22 protein-coding genes are annotated in these 19787 nt (G+C 63.9%); 6 read left to right on the top strand and 16 right to left on the bottom strand.

What is annotated here, in order from left to right; translation table 11 throughout:
• Positions 1–20: 20 nt before the first annotated feature.
• From holA to AC2CGW_RS18865, 3 genes are all read left to right on the top strand, one after another.
• Positions 21–1058, top strand: a complete 1038-nt coding sequence (gene holA / locus AC2CGW_RS18875) for a DNA polymerase III subunit delta (protein WP_484574429.1) — start codon at positions 21–23, stop codon at positions 1056–1058.
• Positions 1059–1190: 132 nt separating this feature from the next.
• Positions 1191–1355, top strand: a complete 165-nt coding sequence (arfA, locus tag AC2CGW_RS18870) for an alternative ribosome rescue factor ArfA (protein WP_039580593.1) — start codon at positions 1191–1193, stop codon at positions 1353–1355.
• Positions 1356–1409: 54 nt separating this feature from the next.
• Positions 1410–2723 (top strand): lytic murein transglycosylase, encoded by a 1314-nt coding sequence (locus AC2CGW_RS18865; protein WP_186669264.1) that lies wholly within the window; start codon positions 1410–1412, stop codon positions 2721–2723.
• 35 nt (positions 2724–2758) lie between these two features.
• Here AC2CGW_RS18865 and AC2CGW_RS18860 read toward each other — a convergent pair whose 3' ends face one another.
• From AC2CGW_RS18860 to AC2CGW_RS18800, 13 genes are all read right to left on the bottom strand, one after another.
• A complete protein-coding gene (locus tag AC2CGW_RS18860) occupies positions 2759–3697 on the bottom strand; it encodes a S66 peptidase family protein (protein ID WP_484574428.1) in 939 nt (312 codons plus the stop codon).
• A gap of 137 nt (positions 3698–3834) precedes the next feature.
• Positions 3835–4851: a lipoyl synthase gene (lipA, locus tag AC2CGW_RS18855; protein ID WP_238343328.1), complete on the bottom strand. Its 1017-nt coding sequence runs from the start codon at positions 4849–4851 to the stop codon at positions 3835–3837.
• A gap of 2 nt (positions 4852–4853) precedes the next feature.
• Positions 4854–5501 carry a lipoyl(octanoyl) transferase LipB gene (gene lipB, locus AC2CGW_RS18850; protein WP_186669262.1) on the bottom strand — a complete coding sequence of 216 codons (648 nt, stop codon included), beginning with the start codon at positions 5499–5501 and terminating at the stop codon, positions 4854–4856.
• Entirely contained in the window at positions 5501–5776 is a 276-nt protein-coding gene (locus tag AC2CGW_RS18845) for a DUF493 domain-containing protein (protein ID WP_054892813.1), read from the bottom strand. The genes lipB and AC2CGW_RS18845 overlap by 1 nt, the downstream gene beginning before the upstream one ends.
• 75 nt (positions 5777–5851) lie before the next feature.
• Entirely contained in the window at positions 5852–7012 is a 1161-nt protein-coding gene (locus AC2CGW_RS18840; protein WP_186669260.1) for a D-alanyl-D-alanine carboxypeptidase family protein, read from the bottom strand.
• Positions 7013–7183: 171 nt separating this feature from the next.
• Positions 7184–8185: a septal ring lytic transglycosylase RlpA family protein gene (locus tag AC2CGW_RS18835; RefSeq protein WP_186669259.1), complete on the bottom strand. Its 1002-nt coding sequence runs from the start codon at positions 8183–8185 to the stop codon at positions 7184–7186.
• Positions 8185–9195 carry a lytic murein transglycosylase B gene (mltB, locus tag AC2CGW_RS18830; RefSeq protein WP_186669258.1) on the bottom strand — a complete coding sequence of 337 codons (1011 nt, stop codon included), beginning with the start codon at positions 9193–9195 and terminating at the stop codon, positions 8185–8187. Before mltB ends, AC2CGW_RS18835 begins: the two co-directional genes overlap by 1 nt.
• Before the next feature lie 17 nt (positions 9196–9212).
• Positions 9213–10316, bottom strand: coding sequence for a rod shape-determining protein RodA (gene rodA, locus AC2CGW_RS18825; protein ID WP_054892858.1), 1104 nt, complete (start codon positions 10314–10316; stop codon positions 9213–9215).
• 38 nt (positions 10317–10354) lie between these two features.
• Entirely contained in the window at positions 10355–12250 is a 1896-nt protein-coding gene (mrdA, locus tag AC2CGW_RS18820) for a penicillin-binding protein 2 (protein WP_186669257.1), read from the bottom strand.
• A 17-nt stretch (positions 12251–12267) separates the two neighbouring features.
• The gene (gene rlmH / locus AC2CGW_RS18815; protein WP_054892809.1) at positions 12268–12735 is read right to left on the bottom strand and encodes a 23S rRNA (pseudouridine(1915)-N(3))-methyltransferase RlmH; all 468 of its coding nucleotides are present in this window, start codon (positions 12733–12735) and stop codon (positions 12268–12270) included.
• A 9-nt stretch (positions 12736–12744) separates the two neighbouring features.
• Positions 12745–13167: a ribosome silencing factor gene (rsfS, locus tag AC2CGW_RS18810; protein ID WP_054892808.1), complete on the bottom strand. Its 423-nt coding sequence runs from the start codon at positions 13165–13167 to the stop codon at positions 12745–12747.
• A 45-nt stretch (positions 13168–13212) separates the two neighbouring features.
• Complete coding sequence (nadD, locus tag AC2CGW_RS18805; protein ID WP_186669256.1) at positions 13213–13872, bottom strand: nicotinate-nucleotide adenylyltransferase; 660 nt, start codon at positions 13870–13872, stop codon at positions 13213–13215.
• A 1-nt stretch (position 13873) separates the two neighbouring features.
• Positions 13874–15139 (bottom strand): glutamate-5-semialdehyde dehydrogenase, encoded by a 1266-nt coding sequence (locus AC2CGW_RS18800; protein WP_484574427.1) that lies wholly within the window; start codon positions 15137–15139, stop codon positions 13874–13876.
• A gap of 308 nt (positions 15140–15447) precedes the next feature.
• Between AC2CGW_RS18800 and AC2CGW_RS18795 the strand changes: the two genes are divergently transcribed.
• Both AC2CGW_RS18795 and AC2CGW_RS18790 read left to right on the top strand, forming a co-directional pair.
• A complete protein-coding gene (locus tag AC2CGW_RS18795; RefSeq protein WP_186669253.1) occupies positions 15448–16134 on the top strand; it encodes a DNA-3-methyladenine glycosylase in 687 nt (228 codons plus the stop codon).
• Between the two features lie 4 nt (positions 16135–16138).
• The gene (locus AC2CGW_RS18790; RefSeq protein ID WP_484574426.1) at positions 16139–17455 is read left to right on the top strand and encodes a bifunctional DedA family/phosphatase PAP2 family protein; all 1317 of its coding nucleotides are present in this window, start codon (positions 16139–16141) and stop codon (positions 17453–17455) included.
• A 44-nt stretch (positions 17456–17499) separates the two neighbouring features.
• Here the strand turns inward: AC2CGW_RS18790 and AC2CGW_RS18785 are convergent, their stop codons facing one another.
• From AC2CGW_RS18785 to AC2CGW_RS18775, 3 genes are read right to left on the bottom strand one after another with little or no spacing between them, the layout of a single operon-like run.
• Positions 17500–18090 carry an LON peptidase substrate-binding domain-containing protein gene (locus AC2CGW_RS18785; protein WP_186710341.1) on the bottom strand — a complete coding sequence of 197 codons (591 nt, stop codon included), beginning with the start codon at positions 18088–18090 and terminating at the stop codon, positions 17500–17502.
• 9 nt (positions 18091–18099) lie between these two features.
• Positions 18100–18816 (bottom strand): LrgB family protein, encoded by a 717-nt coding sequence (locus AC2CGW_RS18780; RefSeq protein WP_063542592.1) that lies wholly within the window; start codon positions 18814–18816, stop codon positions 18100–18102.
• Entirely contained in the window at positions 18813–19175 is a 363-nt protein-coding gene (locus AC2CGW_RS18775) for a CidA/LrgA family protein (protein ID WP_288377803.1), read from the bottom strand. The genes AC2CGW_RS18780 and AC2CGW_RS18775 overlap by 4 nt, the downstream gene beginning before the upstream one ends.
• A gap of 148 nt (positions 19176–19323) precedes the next feature.
• Between AC2CGW_RS18775 and AC2CGW_RS18770 the strand changes: the two genes are divergently transcribed.
• A complete protein-coding gene (locus AC2CGW_RS18770) occupies positions 19324–19779 on the top strand; it encodes a MaoC family dehydratase (RefSeq protein ID WP_054892800.1) in 456 nt (151 codons plus the stop codon).
• Positions 19780–19787: the final 8 nt, after the last annotated feature.

Raw genomic sequence — 19787 nt, 5'->3', positions numbered from 1 at the left:
GCTGGTGCCCCGCCCATCCCATGAAGCTTTCTCCCGCCCAACTCAACAAGCACCTGCAAGGCACACTGGCCCCGGTCTATGTGGTCAGCGGCGACGACCCTCTGCTGTGCCAGGAAGCCGCCGACGCCATTCGCGCCGCCGCGCGCCAACAGGGCTTCGATGAACGTCAGGTGTTCAGCGCCGATGCCAACTTCGACTGGGGTAGCCTGCTGCTGGCCGGTGCCAGCCTTTCGCTGTTCGCCCAACGACGCCTGCTGGAGCTGCGCCTGCCGTCGGGCAAACCCGGCGACAAGGGCGCTGCTGCGATCATGGAGTATTGCGCCAATCCCGCCGACGACACGCTGCTGCTGATCAGCCTGCCCAAGCTTGACGGCAGTGCGCAGAAGACTAAATGGGGCAAGGCCCTCATCGAGGGTGAACACTGCCAGTTCATCCAGATCTGGCCGGTGGACGCCCAGCAGTTGCCGCAATGGATCAACCAGCGCCTGTCCCAGGCCGGGCTGTCGGCGCAGCGCGATGCGATCGACCTGATCGCCGCAAGGGTCGAGGGCAACCTGCTGGCGGCCGCCCAGGAGATCGAGAAACTCAAGCTGCTCGCCGAGGGCAACCAGATCACCGTCGAGACCGTCCAGGCCGCGGTCGCCGACAGCGCTCGCTTCGATGTGTTCGGCCTGGTCGATGCCATCCTCAACGGCGAGGCCGGGCATGCCCTGCGCATGCTCGAAGGGCTGCGTGGCGAGGGCGTCGAGCCGCCGGTCATTCTATGGGCGCTGGCGCGCGAGCTGCGCCTGTTGGCGGGTCTGGCCCAGCAGTTCAGCCAGGGCGTGCCGCTGGACAAGGCCTTCAGCCAGTCGCGCCCACCAGTGTGGGATAAACGCCGCCCCCTGGTCAGCAAGGCTCTGCAGCGCCTGTCAGCGCAACGTTGGGCGCAACTGCTGCAGGATGCCCAGCGTATCGACGCACAGATCAAAGGCCAGGCCGAGGGCTCGCCGTGGACCGGGTTGTCGCGGCTGTCGCTGTTGATGGCCGGCCAGCGCCTGACGCTTCCTTCGGAATAATTGGGACTACTGTAGGAGCGGCGGTTCGGCGCTCCCACAGGGGTGTCACAGCTCATACACACAATCAATTGGCCCCTCGCTCGCCCAGGCCATAAAGTCCGCCCCAAGTTCATCCAACCTGGGAACCCCGCCATGAGCAAGAAGCCGAAAAAACACGGCCCCAACAAGGCCAAGTCGATCATCGCCCAACCCCTGTTCCGCTGCCGTCAGGAACGACCGGAAAAGGGCAAGGGCAGCTACCGCCGCGAAGCCTTCCAATCGAGAGATTGGGAGGCTTCTTGCTTTCTGGCCGCCTGAAAAAGGCGCAGGCATGATATGGTCGGCACCTGAACTGCAAAACTGGATCTGTGCATGTCCTTCAGTCTTTCCCAGCGCTGGCGCCCCCGCCAGCTGATCGCGGCCTCCAGCTTCATCCTGCTCGTCGCCTGCGCGGAAAAACCCACCGCCGCCGACGCCCTGCCGCTGGCTCCTGCCCAGCCTGCTCCGAACGTTACCCTGCCCGGCACCGCCACTGACACCAGCAGCGAAATCCAGCCGCTGCAGACCTTCGCCCAATGGCAGGCGGGCTTCCGCCAGCAAGCCCTGCTGGCAGGCATCAGCCCCAATACCTTCGACCGTGCATTCCTTGGCGTCACACCCGACATGGACGTGATCAAGGCCGACCGCAGCCAGCCTGAATTCTCCCGCCCGGTCTGGGAGTATCTCGACGGTGCGTTGTCGCCGCTGCGCGTGCGCAACGGCAAGAAACTGCTGGAACAGCACGCCGAGCTGCTCGGTCGTATCGAGCAACGCTATGGCGTCGACCGCCAGGTGCTGGTTGCCGTATGGGGCATGGAGAGCAATTTCGGGCAGTTCCAGGGCAACAAGTCGGTGATCCGCTCGCTGGCCACCCTGGCCTATGAGGGCCGCCGCCCGACCTTCGCCCAGGACCAGTTGATCGCGGCCCTGCAGATCCTGCAGAACGGCGATATCCAGCCCGAGGCCATGCGCGGCTCCTGGGCCGGTGCAATGGGGCAGACCCAGTTCATCCCTACCACCTACAACACCCACGCGGTGGACTTCGACGGCGATGGTCGCCGCGACATCTGGAACAGCACGGCAGACGCCCTGGCCTCCACCGCGCACTACCTGCAAAGCTCGGGCTGGAAGCGTGGCCAACCTTGGGGCTTCGAGGTTCAGGTGCCGGCAGGCTTCGATTACTGGCTGGCAGACGGCGCTCAACGCAAGTCGGTCAGCGAATGGTTGAGCCTCGGTGTGACACTGCCAACCGGCACCCAACTGCCCAGCGGCAGCAGCCAGCTCTCGGCAGCGCTATTGCTTCCAGCAGGCGCACGCGGACCGGCATTCCTGGTACTGGACAACTTCCGTGCAATCCTGAAGTACAACAATTCCTCGTCCTACGCCCTGGCGGTCAGCCTGCTGGGCGATCGCTTCTCGGGCTGGGGCTTCATTGCCGGATCGTGGCCGAAGGACGACCTGCCGCTGAGCCGCAGCGAGCGCATGGAGCTGCAAAACCTGCTCAACGCCAGCGGGCACGAAGCCGGTAACGCCGATGGCATCATCGGCGCCAACACCCGCAAGGCCATTCGCAATGCCCAGCAAGCTCAGGGCTGGCCGGCCGATGGCTATCCAACACACAAGCTGCTCGATAGCCTGCGGCGCTAGAGAATATCGGGGCTGCTTGTGCAGCCCCTATAGCTTCAGGCTGTGAACAACGCCTGCTCCAGCACAAGCTGCTGTGCATCACTGTCCAGCCGCACCTGCGCACCCAACGGCAGGCACACATTCGGATCGCAGTGCCCACTGCGCCATCCTGCCAGCACCGGCACCTGCAGTGGCCCAAAGATATCCCTGAGCAACGGCTCCAGCGCCGCCACCGTGATCCCCGCGAAGTCTCCCACCAGCACCCCCTTGATTCCCTCCAGATTGCCGGCCAAGCGCAGCTGGGTCAGCAGACGGTCCACTCGGTACAGGGGCTCGTTGACGTCCTCGATGAACAGGATGCTGTCGTAGGTATCGATCTGCGCCACAGTGCCCTGGGTCGCTCCGAGCATCGACAGGTTGCCACCCACCAAACGTCCGCTGGCAACACCACCGACCACGGTCGTAAGGCCGAACGCCGCAGGATGCTCGATGGCATCGCCTCGCCCGACCTGCCCCTGCAACTGCTGGAATAGCGAACTGACGGTCGGCTCGAGCTTGGCACCGAGCAGGTCGGCATTGAGCATCCCGCCATGGAAGGTGAGCAACCCGGCATGGCGCTGGATTGCCGTGTGCAGGGCGGTGATGTCGCTGTAGCCGATCAAGGGTTTGGGGTGACGACGAATCAGCTCGAAATCCAGCCGATCCAGCAGCCGCATGCTGCCATAGCCACCCCGCATGCACAGGATCGCGTCGATCTGAGGGTCAGCGAAGGCGTCGTGCAAGTCACGCAGGCGTTGCTCGTCGCTGCCTGCCAGATAGCCGTCGGCCTGCAGCGCACCCGGATAGACGCGGCAGCGCAAGCCCCGCTGTTCGAACCATTGCCGCGCCTTGTCCACATCCAGCCGTGCAGGCCCCGCCGGCGCGACAATTGCGAAGCAGGCGTTACCGGGTAATGCCTTGGGCAGGCGGAAGGTTGGGGCTTCAAGACAGTTCATCGGGCGACTCCTTGCATACATGGGCTTGCCACTCTATCGGGCGTATTGGAGAGCGCACACAGGGCGCGTTGCCCCAGAAAACAAAAATGCCGATGCCGCCTTTCGGCGCGCATCGGCATGTTCAGCGCAAGCCCGGATCAGAGCTTGATCTTGGCTTCGTGAGCCTGCTGGTCGGCGTGGTACGACGAGCGCACCAGCGGGCCGGAGGCGACGTTCTTGAAGCCCATCTTGTAGCCTTCCTCGGCGAACCAGGCGAAGGTGTCGGGGTGCACGAAACGCTGCACCGGCAAGTGGCTGCGCGACGGCTGCAGGTACTGGCCGAGGGTCAGCATGTCGATGTCATGCTCGCGCATGCGGTGCATCACTTCGATGACTTCCTCGTCGGTCTCGCCCAGGCCGAGCATCAGGCCCGACTTGGTGGGGACGTGCGGCACCAGTTGCTTGAACTTCTGCAGCAGGTCCAGCGACCAGTCGTAGTCCGAACCCGGACGCGCGGCCTTGTACAGACGCGGCACGGTCTCGAGGTTGTGGTTGAACACATCAGGCGGCGTTTGCGCGGTGATTTCCAGCGCCACGTCCATACGCCCGCGGTAGTCCGGCACCAGGGTTTCCAACTGCACGCCCGGGGACAGGGCGCGGATTTCGCGGATGCAATCGGCAAAGTGCTGGGCGCCACCATCACGCAGGTCGTCGCGGTCTACCGAGGTGATCACCACGTACTTCAGGCGCAGGTCGGCAATGGCGACCGCCAGGTTCTTCGGCTCGTCCAGATCCAGAGGCTTCGGACGGCCGTGACCAACGTCGCAGAACGGGCAGCGGCGGGTGCAGATGTCACCCATGATCATGAAGGTCGCGGTGCCACCGGAGAAGCACTCGCCCAGGTTGGGGCAGGATGCCTCTTCGCAGACGCTGTGCAACTTGTGCTTGCGCAGCAGTTGCTTGATGCGATCGACTTCCGGCGAAACCGGGATGCGCACGCGAATCCAGTCGGGCTTCTTCGGCAGTTCTTCGGTGGGGATGATTTTCACCGGGATGCGCGCGACCTTATCGGCGCCACGCAGCTTGACCCCGGCTTCCACTTTCTTGGGGGCGGGGCGCGGGGTGACGTCTTGGGTCGCGATCAGGTTCGGCACGGCTTCTTGCACAGTTGTCATATTCAGTCGATTCCGCCCGTGAGGGTCGTCTGCTCAGCATAGTCGAGGTGCTTGACCAGCTGTCCGCGCAGCCTTGTCCTGACCTCGTCGAGTTCGATCGGACCTGCCAGGTCGCGCAGCTGGGTCATGGCCAGCCCCGCATACCCGCAGGGGTTGATTCGGCGGAATGGCGCGAGGTCCATGTCCACGTTCAGGGCAAGGCCGTGGAACGAACGGCCATTGCGGATTCGAAGGCCAAGTGACGCGATCTTCGCCCCATCGACATAGACGCCAGGGGCGTCGGGCTTGGCCACCGCCTGCACGCCATAGCTGGCGAGCAGTTCGATGAGCGTAGTCTCGATGCGGCTGACCAGTTCGCGCACGCCAATGCTCAGGCGGCGCACGTCCAGCAGCAGGTAGGCGACCAACTGGCCGGGGCCGTGGTAGGTGACCTGGCCGCCGCGGTCGGTCTGCACCACCGGGATATCGCCCGGAATCAGAAGATGCTCGGCCTTGCCGGCCTGGCCCTGGGTGAAGACTGCAGGATGCTCGACCAACCAGACTTCGTCCTGGCTGTCCGGGCTGCGTTGCTCGGTAAAACGACGCATGGCCTCCAGCACCGGTTCATAGGGCTGCAGGCCAAGATCGCGAAAACCGAGACACGCGGGCATCACAGCACCATTTTCACGATGCCGGTGGCACGCAGGGCACTGTTGATGTCGTGCAGCTGATTCTCGCTCTCGGCGACGATGTGCAGTTGCACCGTGGTGTACTTGCCTTCCTTGCTCTGGCGCTCGGCCAGGGTGGAAAGGTCGACCTTGGCGTGCTTGCTCAGGACTTCGATGACCATGTCCTTGAAGCCGACAACAGTATCGCCGATGACCTTGATCGGGTAATCGGCGCAGGGGAATTCGATTTTGTGCGACTTGACGTCAGCTTCGCTCATAGCGCATACGCCCTCGTAAGGCGTGGCAACAACAATGCCCCCGCGTGGTTGCACGGGGGCATGGCCGGTCACGTATCAGTTGAACAAACCGTAGAAGAACAGGCGGATGCTATCCCACATACGGCGGAAGAAACCACCTTCCTCGACGCCATCCAGGGCGATCAGGTCGGCGCTGTGCACCACTTTCTCGTCCAGTTTGACTTCCACTTTGCCGATCACGTCACCTTTTGCGATCGGAGCGGTCAGTTGCGGGTTCATGGTCATCGAAGCCTGGAGGCGTTTCAATTGGCCTTTAGGCATGGTCATGGTCAGGTCGTTGGCCAGACCGGCCTTGACTTGACCGGTGGCGCCCTTCCAGACCGGAGCCTGGGTCAGCTCGGTGCCCTTCTGATAGAAGGTCTGGGTTTCGAAGAAGCGGAAACCGTAGGTCAGCAGCTTCTGCGTCTCGGCGGCACGGGCCTGCTCGCTGTTGGTGCCGAACACCACCGCGATCAGACGCTGGCCGTCGCGAACGGCCGACGCCACCATGCAGTAGCCGGCTTCCTCGGTGTGGCCGGTCTTCAGACCGTCGACGGTCTTGTCGCGCCACAGCAGCAGGTTGCGGTTAGGCTGCTTGATGTTGTTCCAGTAGAACTCTTTCTGCGAGTAGATCGCGTAGTGGGCCGGATCTTCGTTGATGATCGCGCGCGCCAGCAGGGCCATGTCGTGGGCCGAGGAATAGTGCTCAGGGTTCGGCAGGCCGGTCGGGTTCATGAAGTGCGAATTGGACATGCCCAGGTCGCCGGCAGTCTTGTTCATCATGTCGGCGAAGGCGTCTTCACTGCCGGCGATGTGCTCGGACAGGGCGACCGAGGCATCGTTGCCCGACTGGATGATGATGCCGTGCAGCAGGTCGCTGACGGTCACCTGGCTGCCGACCTTGATGAACATGCGCGAACCGCCGGTACGCCAGGCGTTCTCGCTGACGGTCACCGGGTCGTTCTCGCCGATCTGGCCACGACGGATGTCGAGAGTGGCGATGTAGGCGGTCATCAGCTTGGTCAGGCTGGCTGGCGGCAGGCGCTCGTCACCGTTGTTCTCGACCAGCACGTTGCCGCTGGACGCATCCATGAGTACATAGGACTTGGCTGCCAACTGCGGAGGTGCTGGCATCATCTGCTCGGCTGCAAAGGCAGCAGGCACGATCATCAGCAGTACGGGCAGGCAAAGTCGTTTGGCAAGGTTGGTGATGTTCATCCGTCTCTCGTAAATCGCTAATGGTCTGATGTTCCGCGGGGATACCACGGCGTTTCAGTCTGCTTCAGGGCTGGCGGACAACCCCATGCCCCAAGGGGCAAAACCGCCATTGTACATGGCCGAACCTGGCAATTCATGAACAAACCGACAGGTCGGCAAGATACTGCGCAGTCAGTCTGCTGTGACCAGCTTGGCCTGCCCCAGGTTCGCCAGGCGAATGCTGTCCTGCGCCTGCTGGATCTCACCCTGGCTGCTGATCGGCCCCAGACGTACCCGGTGCAGCGTTTGCTGGTTGCGTACGATGGAACTGATGAACACCGGAGCACTGACCATGGTGCTCAACTTGGAACGCAACAGCTCGGCCGCGTCCGGGTTGGCGAAGGCGCCCACCTGAAGGAAGCTGCCGCCGCCGTTGCCCGGTACGTTGTTGCCGGCAACCTGCACCGGCACCACGGGTGCCGCGTGCTGCTGCGGCGGCGGGGTCCACTGCTCGACGCGCCCGGTGCTGGCAGGGATCGGCTGCGCCTGGGCGACCTGCGGTTCCTTGAGCATCGATGGCGGCTGCTGGCCCTTCTGCGCCCACCACTGCTGCGGGTCGATACCCTCGACGCGCACATGGGCGGTGCCGATCTCGGCGTAACCGAGCTTCTTCGCCGCGGCATACGACAAGTCGATGATGCGGTCCGAATAGAACGGCCCGCGATCGTTGACCCGCAGGATCACGCTACGGCCGTTGGCCAGGTTGGTTACCCGCACATAGGCCGGCAGCGGCAGGGTCTTGTGCGCCGCGCTCATGCCGTAAAGGTCGTAAAGCTCGCCGTTGGCGGTGTTCTGCCCGTGGAACTTGGTGCCGTACCACGACGCAGTGCCCTCGGCGCGATAGTTGCGCGAGTCCTGCATCGGGTAATAAGTCTTGCCCAGCACGGTGTACGGGTTGGCCTTGTAGTTGCCGGTGTGCACGGTCGGGGTGGCGTCGGGAATCTTGTTGACGTCCACGTCCCACCAGGGCGCACCGTCCTTGTGGGCACGGTTGATGTCCAGGCCCGGCTGCGAGCGAACGGTGTTGCCGCCCGCCTGCGAGGTCGGACGGCTGGAAGAACAGCTGACCAGCACCAGGCCGATGGCGGCACAGGTGAGCAGCTTGAAGGTATTGGCTTTGAACAATTCGCGCATTACTTGACGCCCCGTGCCTGGACCAGCTGTTGCGAGAGCTGATGCACCGCCATGGCATACATCACGCTGCGGTTGTAACGCGTGATCGCGTAGAAGTTCTTGAGGCCCATCCAGTATTCTGGGCCATTGTCGCCTTCGAGCCGGAACGCCGTGACCGGCAGATCATCGCGCAGCGCATCATGACTCGACCAGCCCAGCGCTCGCAACTCCCCGACTGTCTTCACAGGCTCGATGCCAGTGGTCAGGCCCTCGTCGACACGCGTACCACTGACCTGCGCCCGGCTGACCACCGGCTGCCCGGCGATCCAGCCGTGGCGCTTGAAATAGCTGGCCACGCTACCGATGGCGTCATCCGGGTTGTTCCAGATGTTGATGTGGCCGTCGCCGTCGAAGTCCACGGCGTAATTGCGGAAACTGCTCGGCATGAACTGCGGCAGGCCCATGGCGCCAGCATAGGAGCCCTTGAGCGTGAGCGGGTCGAGTTGCTCCTCGCGCGCCAGCAGGAGGAACTCACGCAGCTCCTTGCGGAAGAATTCGGCTCGCGGCGGGTAGTCGAAGCCCAGCGTCGACAAGGCATCGATGACACGGTAGTTACCGGTATTGCGGCCAAAGAAGGTTTCCACGCCGATGATCGCGACGATGTACTGGGCCGGCACGCCGTATTCCTGCTCGGCGCGGGCCAGCACGGCTTCGTGCTGGCGCCAGAAGTCCACACCGCGGGCAATGCGCGCATCGGTGATGAACATCGGGCGGTATTCCTTCCACGGCTTGACCCGCTCGGCCGGACGCGAGATCGCGTCGAGGATCGCCTGCTTGCGCTGCACCTCGCGGAACACGGCCATCAGTTGCTCGTCGGCAAAGCCGTAGTCGCGGGTCATTTCGCCAACGAATTCGGCCACCTTGGGCGAGCCGTCATAGTCGCCGGCATTGGCCTGCTGGACAGCGCCGAACAGCCCCATCGCGCCGATCCACGGCATACAACGGGCAGCCCAGCCACGCACTGCTTGCATGAAATTCTTCACCTTTTTCAAACCTGCGCGATCCATTTGCGGTGCGTGTGGATCGACATCAAAACGCCAAACGCTGACAGCAGCGTCACCAACGAAGTTCCGCCATAGCTGATAAAGGGCAACGGCACACCCACCACGGGCAGCAGGCCACTCACCATACCGATGTTGACGAACACATAAACAAAGAAGGTCATCGTCAGGCTGCCGGCCAGCAACTTGCCGAACAGGGTCTGCGCCTGCGCGGTGATGACCAGGCCGCGACCGATCAGCAACAGGTAGATGATCAGCAGCAGGCAGATGCCCACCAGGCCGAATTCCTCACCCAGCACAGCGATGATGAAGTCGGTGTGGCTTTCGGGCAGAAAGTCCAGGTGCGACTGGGTGCCCAGCAGCCAGCCCTTGCCGAACACGCCGCCCGAACCGATCGCGGCCTTGGACTGGATGATGTTCCAGCCAGTACCCAGCGGATCGCTCTCGGGGTCGAGGAAGGTCAGGACCCGCTGCTTCTGATAGTCATGCATCACGAAGAACCACATCGCCACGGCCACCGGTACGGCCGCCGTCACCACGCTGATGATCCAGCGCCAGCGCAGGCCGCCCATGAACAGCACAAACGCACCGGAGGCAAGGATCAACAGCGCCGTGCCAAGGTCGGGTTGTCGGACGATAAGGATGAACGGCACACCGATCAACACCAGGCTGATTGCCACGTGTTTCAGATGGGGCGGCAGGGTGCGCTTGGACAGGTACCAGGCGATGGTCGCCGGCATGATGATCTTCATGAATTCCGAGGGCTGGAAACGAATCACCCCGGGAATGTTGATCCAGCGCGTGGCGCCCATGGCGTTGTGGCCCATCACATCCACCACCACCAGCAACAGCACCCCCGCCACGTAGGCCAGCGGCACCCAGCGCGCCATGAAGCGCGGCTCGAGCTGGGCGATGATGAACATGGACACCAGGCCGATGCCGAAGGAACTGGCCTGCTTCATCAGCAGGTCCCAGTTCTTGCCGCTGGCCGAATAGAGGACGAACAGGCTGCCGGCGGCGAGCGTCAGCAGAATGAGCAGCAGAGGACCGTCGACATGGATGCGCTGCAGGAAGCTGGCGCGCCTGCGCATCACGTCCTCGCTGGAGAGCATGCGATCGAAATTGTTCTTCACGGGGCCGTTTCCTGGGCGACAGTGACAGTGGCAGGGCCAAATTCGGGCTTGAGCCGGCCGTTTTCGTCGAGCAACCAGGCGTCCATGACCTGGCGCACCACGGGGGCGGCGACACCAGAGCCGGACTCGCCGTTCTCGACCATTACCGAGACCACGATCTTCGGATCTTCGGCGGGTGCGAAGGCGACGAACAGCGCGTGGTCGCGGTGACGCTCCTGGAGTTTGTTGCGGTCGTACTTCTCGCCCTGCTTGATCGCCACCACCTGTGCGGTACCGCTCTTGCCGGCGATACGATATTGCGAGCCGAGCGCGGCCTTGCGCGCCGTGCCGCGCGCGCCGTGCATCACCTGCTCCATGCCATGGGTGACCCGGGCCCAGTCGTTCTTGTCGCGCAGCACGATGTCTTCCACCGGGTTCTCATCCACCGGCTGCTTGCCCTCGATGGTCTTGGCCAGGTGCGGACGGTTCCACTTGCCCTTGTTGGCGATCAGTGCGGTGGCCTGGGCCAGTTGCAGGGGCGTTGCCTGCATGTAGCCCTGGCCAATGCCCAGAATCAGCGTTTCACCGGGGAACCAGGCCTGGCGGCGGGTGGCGCGCTTCCATTCACGCGAAGGCATCAGCCCGGGCGACTCTTCGAACATGTCCAGCGAGACTTTCTGGCCGATGCCGAACTTGTTCATGTAGGCCGACAGCCGATCAATCCCCATCTTGTGCGCAAGATCGTAGAAATAGGTGTCATTAGAGCGCATGATCGCCACATCCAGATCCACCCAGCCATCGCCGGTGCGGTTCCAGTTGCGGTACTTGTGGTCATAGTTGGGCAGTTGGTAATAGCCCGGGTCGAACACCCGACTGCTGGCATTGACCACACCGCTGTCCAGGCCGGCGATGGCCACTGCCGGCTTGATGGTCGAGCCCGGAGGATACAGGCCGCGCAGCACACGGTTGAACAACGGGCGATCGATCGAATCGCGCAGCTCGGCATAGGCCTTGAAGCTGATGCCGGTGACGAACAGGTTGGGATCGAAGCTCGGCTGGCTGACCATCGCCAGCACCTCGCCGGTGCGCGGATCGAGGGCGACGATCGCCCCACGGCGGCCTGCCAGCGCCTCTTCGGCGGCCTCCTGCAGCTTGATGTCCAGGCTCAGGACAATATCCTTGCCAGGAATCGGATCGGTGCGCTTGAGTACCCGCAAGACACGGCCGCGAGCGTTGGTCTCGACTTCCTCGTAGCCAACCTGGCCATGCAGGTCGTCCTCGTAGAAACGCTCGATGCCGGTCTTGCCGATATGGTGGGTGCCGCTGTAGTTCACCGGATCGAGGGACTTGAGTTCCTTCTCGTTGATCCGCCCGACATAGCCCACCGAATGGGCGAAATGCGCACCTTGTGGGTAATGCCGCACCAGTTGCGCCGCCACCTCCACCCCGGGAAGACGGAACTGGTTCACGGCGACGCGGGCGATCTGCTCCTCGTTCAGTTCGAACAGGATCGGCACCGGCTCGAATGGCCGACGCCCCTGCTTCATGCGGCGCTCGAACAAGGCACGATCATCTTCGCTCAGCTCGAGCACCTCGATGATGGTGTCCAGCACCTCCTGCCACTTGCCCGCGCGTTCGCGGGTCATGGTCAGGCTGAAACTGGGGCGGTTATCGGCGACGATCACACCGTTGCGATCGAAGATCAGCCCACGGGTCGGCGGAATCGGCTGCACATGCACCCGGTTGTTCTCCGACAGCGTCGAGTGGTAGTCGTACTGGATGATCTGCAGGTAATACAGGCGCGCGATCAGCACGGACACGAGCAGCATGATCGCCACCGCGCCGACCACGACGCGGTTGCGCACCAGGCGTGCGTCTTTCTCGTGGTCCTTGAGGCGGATCTGCTGCGGCATCGGACAGGCTTACGAAGTCATTTGTGGTAAGGGTGCCCGGACAACACGGTCCAGGCGCGGTAGATCTGTTCACCGATGAGTATCCGCACCAACGGGTGCGGCAGGGTCAGCGGCGACAGCGACCAGCGCTGTTCGGCACGGGCGCAGACTTCCGGCGCCAGCCCTTCCGGGCCGCCCACCATCAGGTTGACCGTACGCGCATCCAGGCGCCAGCGATCCAGCTCGGTCGCCAGTTGCTCGGTGCTCCACGGCTTGCCATGGACTTCGAGCGTGACGATCCGTTCACCGGGCTGGACCTTGGCCAGCATCGCCTCGCCTTCCTGACGGATCAGGCGGGCAACGTCGGCGTTCTTGCCACGGGTGTTCAGCGGGATTTCAACCAGCTCCAGCGACAGCTCGGCGGGGAGGCGCTTGGCGTACTCGTGCCAGCCTTCCTCGACCCACTTCGGCATACGCGAGCCGACCGCGATCAGACGCAGACGCACGGCGGTTCCTTATTCCCGATCCTTGAGCTTGTCGGTGAAGTAGTCACTGGCGTTTTCCGGGCTGTGGTGCTTGGCATCAGCAGCACGGCTCTGCTCGGCGCCCAGCCACAGACGCTCCAGGTCGTAGAACTGACGGGCAGCGGCGGTCATCATGTGCACGATGACGTCGTTCAGGTCCAGCAGCACCCAGTCGCTGTCGCCCTTGCCTTCTTCGCCCAGCGGCTGCGCGCCCTTGGCCTTGACGGCCTCACGGACCTTTTCCAGCATCGCGTTGATCTGGCGGTTGGAGGTACCGGTGGCAATGATCATGTAGTCGGTGAGGCTGTGCTTGTCGCGCACGTCGATGACCTGGATGTCCTGGGCCTTGACGTCTTCCAGCGCCGCCTTGGTCAGTTCGACCAGTTCTTCGCCATTGATTTTCTGCTTGGTCATATAAAACTCGTTCAACTCGTTGTAATGAGGCGCCCTGCAGCGCCCTCAGTTGGACACACGGTACAGACCGTGCGCCTCGATGTAGGCCAGTACTGCGTCCGGCACCAGGAACCGAACCGACTTGCCGCTGGCCAGCAGCTGCCGGATCTGTGTGGCGGACACCGCAAGCGGCGTCTGCCAGACGAACGAAATGTTCCCCGCCGGGCCGGACATGGCGGTGGGATCGCTCTGCGAGCGCGCAGCCAGAAGGTTGCGCAGCTCGTCGGGGGGTTCGACATCGGCATCCGGGCGCTGCAGCACCAGGATGTGACAATGTTGCAGCAGCTCTTCCCAGCGGTGCCAGCCCGGGAGACCACAGAAGGCATCCCAGCCCAGCACCAGGTAGAGCTGGTCGTGCGTGTTCAGTTCGCTGCGGATCGACTCCAGGGTGTCGATGGTGTACGACGGTTTGTCGCGCGCCAGCTCCCGGGCATCCACGCTCAAGCCCTCGACCCCTTGTACCGCGCTACGCACCATGGCCAGCCGGTCGGTGGCGGCCACCTGCGGGGTGTCGCGGTGCGGCGGTCGGGCGTTGGGCAGCAGGCGCAACTCGTCCAACCCCATGAACTCGGCCACTTCCAGCGCGCTGCGCAGGTGGCCGATGTGCACCGGGTCGAATGTGCCGCCAAGAATGCCGATACGCCGGACTGCCGGGGCCTTGCTCAACTCAGCAGGACCCGCGCAACTGACCGTCGCCGATCACCAAGTACTTCTCACAAGTCAGCCCTTCCAGGCCGACCGGACCGCGGGCGTGCAGCTTGTCGGTGGAAATGCCGATCTCCGCGCCCAGGCCATACTCGAAGCCATCGGCAAAGCAGGTCGGGGTGTTGAGCATGACCGACGCCGAATCGACCTCGGCCATGAAGCGCCGCGCGTTACCCTGGTGCTCGGTGGCGATCGAGTCGGTGTGGTGCGAGCCATAGTGATTGATGTGCTCGATGGCCGGATCCAGGCCATCGACGATGCGGATCGACAGGATCGCATCCAGGTACTCGGTGTGCCAGTCGTCCTCGGTGGCCGGCTTGGCGGCGATGATCGCCCGGGTGCGCTCGCAGCCACGCAGCTCGACACCCTTCTCTTCGAAGCGGCGGGCCATGTCCGGCAGGAACGCCTGGGCCACGCTGGCGTCGACCAGCAGCGTCTCCATGGCGCCACAGATGCCATAGCGGTAGGTCTTGGCGTTGAAGGCGATGCGCGCGGCCTTTTCCAGGTCGGCGTGGGCATCGACATAAACGTGACAGATGCCGTCCAGGTGCTTGATCACCGGCACGCGCGCATCACGGCTGATACGTTCGATCAGGCCACGGCCACCACGCGGGACGATGACATCGACGAACTCCGGCATGCTGATCAGCGCACCGACGGCTTCGCGGTCGGTGGTTTCGACCACCTGTACCACGGCTGGTGGCAGGCCGGCTTCGGCCAGGCCGCGCTGGATGCAGGTGGCGATGGCGCGATTGGAGTGGATGGCTTCCGAGCCGCCCCGCAGGATGGTCGCGTTGCCGGACTTCAGGCACAGGCTGGCAGCGTCGATGGTCACGTTCGGGCGAGACTCGTAGATGATGCCGATCACACCGAGCGGTACGCGCATCTTGCCAACCTGGATGCCCGACGGACGGTAGCTCATGTCGCGGATCGCACCGACCGGGTCCGGCAGCGCAGCCACCTGGCGCAGGCCGGTGATCATGCCATCGATGCGCGCCGGGGTGAGGGCCAGACGGTCCAGCAGTGCTGGCTCCAGGCCATTGGCACGGCCTGCGGCGAGGTCCTGTTCGTTGGCTGCGGTCAGCTCGGCGCGGGCAGCGTCGAGCGCGTCGGCAGCAGCCTGCAGGGCGCGATTCTTCTGCGCAGTGCTGGCGCGGCCGATCACCCGCGAGGCCTCACGGGCGGCGCGACCCAGGCGGGTCATGTAGTCAAGAACGGACTCGGTCATGGGTTCGGTGTCTTGGCGAAGGGGAAATCGGCTGATTATAACTGCCGCGCTCGGGTACGCCCAGCGGCGGGTGGCGGATGGTAGAAGATGGCAGCGGAAATATGTAGGAAAGATGTAACTGAGGGTATCGGAATTGACCCACTTCGGCGTCGACCTTTTCGCGGGCAAGCCCGCTCCTACCGGGAGTGGCGTAGCCTGGGGCGACGCGGACTAAACCCTGGGAAGATCAACCCGGTTACAACCTGGTTCAGCCTCGATTAAGCCTTTCATTGCTATCATCCCCGCCTTCGCCACCACGAACCGCCAACATGCCCGTCCCCTGCCCGGCCCGCGCCCTGCCCGACCGCTTTTTCGACCGCGATGCCCAGACCCTCGCCCGCGAGTTGCTCGGCAAGGTCATCCGCCACCGCCACGGCGATCTGTGGCTGGCCGCCCGCATCATCGAGACCGAAGCCTACTACCTCACCGACAAGGGCAGCCACGCCTCGCTCGGCTATACGGAAAAGCGCAAGGCGCTGTTCCTCGACGGCGGGCACATCTACATGTACTACGCCCGCGGCGGCGACTCGTTGAACTTCAGCGCCCACGGGCCGGGCAATGCGGTGTTGATCAAGTCGGCCTACCCCTGGGTCGACGCCCTCTCCGATGACAACAGCTTGGCGCAGATGCAGTTGAACAACCCGGACGCCAACGGCAACCTGCGCCCGGCAGAGCGCCTGTGCGCCGGCCAGACCCTGCTGTGCCGCGCCCTGGGCCTGAAGGTGCCGGACTGGGACGCCCGCCGTTTCGACCCGCAGGGGCTCTATGTCGAAGATTGCGCAATCAATGTGCCACGCGTGATCCAGACCACCCGCCTGGGCATCCCCCACGGCCGCGACGAGCACCTGCCGTACCGCTTCGTAGACGCCGAATTCGCTCGTTTCTGCACCCGGAACCCGCTACGCCGGGGCCAGGTCGAAGGACGGGATTTCTTCATTCTGGAACAAGGAAACTGACACCATGAGCCAATGGCTCGACAGCCTGACCGGCTGGCTCAGCGCCAACCCGCAGTGGCTTGGCCTGGCCATCTTCCTGATCGCCTGCATCGAGTGCCTGGCCATCGCCGGCATCATCGTGCCCGGCACGGTGCTGCTGTTCGCTGTAGCGGTGCTGGCCGGCAGCGGCACCTTCAGCCTGGGCGAGACGCTGCTGCTGGGCTTTCTCGGCGGCATGCTCGGTGATGCCATGTCGTACGCCATCGGCAAGTACTTCCACCAGAACATCCGGCGCCTGCCGCTGCTGCGCCACCACCCCGAATGGATCGGCAGCGCCGAAACCTACTTCCAGCGCTACGGTATCGCCAGCCTGCTGATAGGCCGCTTCATCGGCCCGCTGCGGCCGATGCTGCCGATGGTTGCTGGCATGTTCGACATGCCATTGCCGCGCTTCATCGCCGTCAGCCTGGTGGCCGGTGCTGGCTGGTCGGTGGCCTACCTGCTGCCTGGCTGGGCCACCGGTGCCGCCATGCGCCTGCCGCTGCCGGAAGGCTTCTGGCTGGATGCGGGGATCGTCGCCGGTGGCTTGGCGGTGCTGGTGGCCCTGAGCTTCAACGCCAGCATCCGCGACCAGCGCCACGGCACCCGCCTGATCGCCGGCCTGAGCCTGGTAGCACTGGCGGGCGTATTTCTCGGCTGGCCCTACTTGCACGAGTTCGACCAGGGCGTGATGACCCTCGTCCAGGAGCATCGCAGCAAGGCGTTCGACAGCGCCGTGGTCATCGTCACCCGCCTGGGCGACTTCAAGACCCAGTTCTTCCTCGGCGGCCTGCTGACCGGGCTCCTGCTCCTGGCGCGGCAATGGCGCCATGCACTGTTCGCCGCGGGCGCACTGATCGGCACCGCGCTGTGCAACGGCTCGCTGAAATGGCTGTTCGCCCGGGCGCGCCCGGAAGTGCTGGCCGATCCACTGACCAGCTACAGCATGCCCAGCGGGCATAGCTCGGCATCCTTTGCGTTCTTCCTGGTACTGGCGGTGCTGGCCGGTCGCGGCCAGCCGCCGCGCATGCGCCTGACCTGGGTGCTGCTGGGGGTGCTGCCAGCGCTGTCGATCGCGCTGTCACGGGTGTACCTGGGTGTGCACTGGCCCACCGACATCCTGGCCGGGGCCTTGCTGGCGTGCTGCGTGTGTGCGGCCAGTCTGACGCTGGTGCAGTATCGCGAGCCACTGAGGGCAATGCCGCAGAAGGTGTGGTGGCTGATCTTGCCGGCGTGTATCGCGCTGCTGGCGTTCTTCGCCATGCACTCGTTGCCCAAGGCATTGCTGCGCTATCAGTATTGAAGTGATGCGCGGGTTGCCGGCCCTGACGCTGGCAACCCGCAACTTCAGGCGAACAACTCGCCCTGAATCCGCTCCAGCAGCGCCTGGATCGCCTCCAGCCGCTGCGCCGGCGAGTCGATCGCCAGCAGATCGATCTTGTCTTCTTCCATGAACGGCAGCAGGTACGCCAGTTGGTTGGCCAGCGACTGGCGCCCGTCCACCTCGCGCGGCATGTCCAGCGCCTCGACCATCGGGTGCTCGCCCAGCGCGACCAGCAGCGCCAGCAGGTCATCATCCTGCTCGCCCAGCGGGCTGTCGCTCAGCTCGGCCAGCCACTGCACCTCGCCGACCATCAACTGATCCTTGAGCACATCGGTCTGCTCCACCCTGAAGCGCCGCACACCTTCGACGCGAATGCCCAGCAGGCCGTTGTCCTGCTGCACGAAGTCGCGGATCAACGCCTCGCAGCCGAACGCAGCGATGCCAGCCGGCGCCTTGCCCACCTGCTCGCCTTCGAGAATGCACACCACCCCGAAACCTTCGCCCTGCTTCATGCAGCGGCCGATCATGTCCAGGTAACGCGCCTCGAAGATCTGCAAGTCCAGCAGGCAGCCGGGGAACAGCACGGTATTGAGGGGGAACAGCGGTAACGTCATCTCGACTCCTCAAGCCACCAGACTGACTGCCAGCGGCAGGAACACCGCCGTGGCCACGCCCATCAGGCTCATCGCCAGTGCGGCAAAAGCGCCGCATTCATCACTTTCCTGCAAGGCCGCCGAGGTGCCCACCGCGTGTGCGGTGACGCCCAGGGCCATACCCCGCGCCTCGGGGCTGAGCACACCACAGCGCGTCAGCAGGGCCGGACCGAAGATGGCGCCGATCACCCCGGTGATCAGCACGAATACCGCCGCCAATGCCGCTACGCCACCGATCTGCTCGGCCACCAGCATGGCGATGGGCGAGGTCACCGACTTGGGCGCCATGGTCATCAGGATCATGTGTTCGGCGCCGAACCACCAGCCCAGCGTCACGCAGGCCAAGGTGGCGAACACTCCCCCGATTACCAGCGTAGTAAAGATCGGCCAGAACAGTTGGCGGATACGCCGCAGGTTGAGATAGAGCGGGACCGCCAGGGCCACAGTGGCCGGTCCGAGGAGAATATTGAGGATTTCGGTGCTGCGCTTGTACTCGCTGTAGTCGATGCCACACGCCAGCAGCACACCGATCAGGACCAGCATCGACACCAACACCGGTTGCAGAAAGATCCAACGGGTGCGCTCGTAGCCGGCAAGTACCAGTTGGTAAACCCCAAGCGTGATACCGATCCCGAACAACGGGTGGTGAATGACGGCTTGCAATGCACCCTGCCAGTCGAGGCTCATGGCTGTTCCTCGTGCTTGCCGTGGCGATGGATCAGCTTCTGCATCAGTACGCCGACGAACACCAGGGTGACCAGGCAGGAGATCACCAGCGCACCGGCAATTGCCCAGAAGTCGGCGGCGATGTCGCGGGCATAGACCATCACGCCTACGGCTGGCGGCACCAGCAGCAACGGCAGGTAACGCAGCAGGCTGCTGGCGGCATCGTTGAGCGGTTTGCCAACTTCGCCGCGGATCATCAGGCAGGCCAGCAGCAACAGCAAGCCGATGATCGGGCCCGGCAACATGGGCAGTACCAGGTGATTGATCGCCGTGCCCAGCAACTGAAACATCACCAGCCAGGTCAATCCACGCAACAGCATAAGCATCTCCTTGGGGCATCGGGCGCCATTATAAGCACGCGTCCTGCCTGTATAAGGCGATATTCGCCGAAAAGGGAAGAACTTGACCGCAACGGTGCGCCGTGGTGATCTTGCACCTTCGTACCAAAAGACAACCTGGAGAGTCGCGATGCCCTATGTACCTGTTGCAGAGCTTTCGCAGTACGTTGGAAAGGAACTGGGACGTTCCGAATGGCTGAAGATCGATCAGCAGCGCATCAACCTGTTCGCCGAGGCCACCGGCGATTTCCAGTTCATCCATGTCGATCCGGAGAAAGCCGCCAAGACCCCCTTCGGCTCCACCATCGCCCACGGCTTCCTCAGCCTGTCGCTGATTCCCAAGCTGATGGAAGACATCCTCGTGCTGCCCGAGGGCCTGAAGATGGTGGTCAACTACGGGCTGGACAGCGTGCGCTTCATCCAGCCGGTGAAAGTCGACAGCCGCGTGCGCCTGAAGGTGGACCTCACCGACGCCACCGAGAAGAAGCCCGGCCAGTGGCTGCTCAAGGCCACCGTGACCCTCGAGATCGAAGGCCAGGAAAAACCGGCCTACATCGCCGAGCCACTGTCGCTCTGCTTCGTCTGAGGCAGCAC

The sequence above is a fragment of the Pseudomonas sp. SYWMCR5 genome, assembly GCF_057197165.1.
This window is presented reverse-complemented; position numbering and strand designations above follow the sequence as displayed.

Coding starts and splice junctions, on each gene's coding strand:
- mrdA (WP_186669257.1), bottom strand. CDS start 12,250: ATGCCGCAGCAGATCCGCCTCAAGGACCACGAGAAAGACGCACGCCTG.
- AC2CGW_RS18780 (WP_063542592.1), bottom strand. CDS start 18,816: ATGAGCCTCGACTGGCAGGGTGCATTGCAAGCCGTCATTCACCACCCG.
- lipA (WP_238343328.1), bottom strand. CDS start 4,851: ATGACAACTGTGCAAGAAGCCGTGCCGAACCTGATCGCGACCCAAGAC.
- AC2CGW_RS18785 (WP_186710341.1), bottom strand. CDS start 18,090: ATGACGTTACCGCTGTTCCCCCTCAATACCGTGCTGTTCCCCGGCTGC.
- mltB (WP_186669258.1), bottom strand. CDS start 9,195: ATGCAAGCAGTGCGTGGCTGGGCTGCCCGTTGTATGCCGTGGATCGGC.
- rodA (WP_054892858.1), bottom strand. CDS start 10,316: ATGCGCAGGCGCGCCAGCTTCCTGCAGCGCATCCATGTCGACGGTCCT.
- AC2CGW_RS18865 (WP_186669264.1), top strand. CDS start 1,410: ATGTCCTTCAGTCTTTCCCAGCGCTGGCGCCCCCGCCAGCTGATCGCG.
- AC2CGW_RS18795 (WP_186669253.1), top strand. CDS start 15,448: ATGCCCGTCCCCTGCCCGGCCCGCGCCCTGCCCGACCGCTTTTTCGAC.
- AC2CGW_RS18800 (WP_484574427.1), bottom strand. CDS start 15,139: ATGACCGAGTCCGTTCTTGACTACATGACCCGCCTGGGTCGCGCCGCC.
- AC2CGW_RS18840 (WP_186669260.1), bottom strand. CDS start 7,012: ATGAACATCACCAACCTTGCCAAACGACTTTGCCTGCCCGTACTGCTG.
- holA (WP_484574429.1), top strand. CDS start 21: ATGAAGCTTTCTCCCGCCCAACTCAACAAGCACCTGCAAGGCACACTG.
- AC2CGW_RS18845 (WP_054892813.1), bottom strand. CDS start 5,776: ATGAGCGAAGCTGACGTCAAGTCGCACAAAATCGAATTCCCCTGCGCC.
- AC2CGW_RS18770 (WP_054892800.1), top strand. CDS start 19,324: ATGCCCTATGTACCTGTTGCAGAGCTTTCGCAGTACGTTGGAAAGGAA.
- rsfS (WP_054892808.1), bottom strand. CDS start 13,167: ATGACCAAGCAGAAAATCAATGGCGAAGAACTGGTCGAACTGACCAAG.
- lipB (WP_186669262.1), bottom strand. CDS start 5,501: ATGCCCGCGTGTCTCGGTTTTCGCGATCTTGGCCTGCAGCCCTATGAA.
- arfA (WP_039580593.1), top strand. CDS start 1,191: ATGAGCAAGAAGCCGAAAAAACACGGCCCCAACAAGGCCAAGTCGATC.
- AC2CGW_RS18790 (WP_484574426.1), top strand. CDS start 16,139: ATGAGCCAATGGCTCGACAGCCTGACCGGCTGGCTCAGCGCCAACCCG.
- AC2CGW_RS18860 (WP_484574428.1), bottom strand. CDS start 3,697: ATGAACTGTCTTGAAGCCCCAACCTTCCGCCTGCCCAAGGCATTACCC.
- AC2CGW_RS18835 (WP_186669259.1), bottom strand. CDS start 8,185: ATGCGCGAATTGTTCAAAGCCAATACCTTCAAGCTGCTCACCTGTGCC.
- AC2CGW_RS18775 (WP_288377803.1), bottom strand. CDS start 19,175: ATGCTGTTGCGTGGATTGACCTGGCTGGTGATGTTTCAGTTGCTGGGC.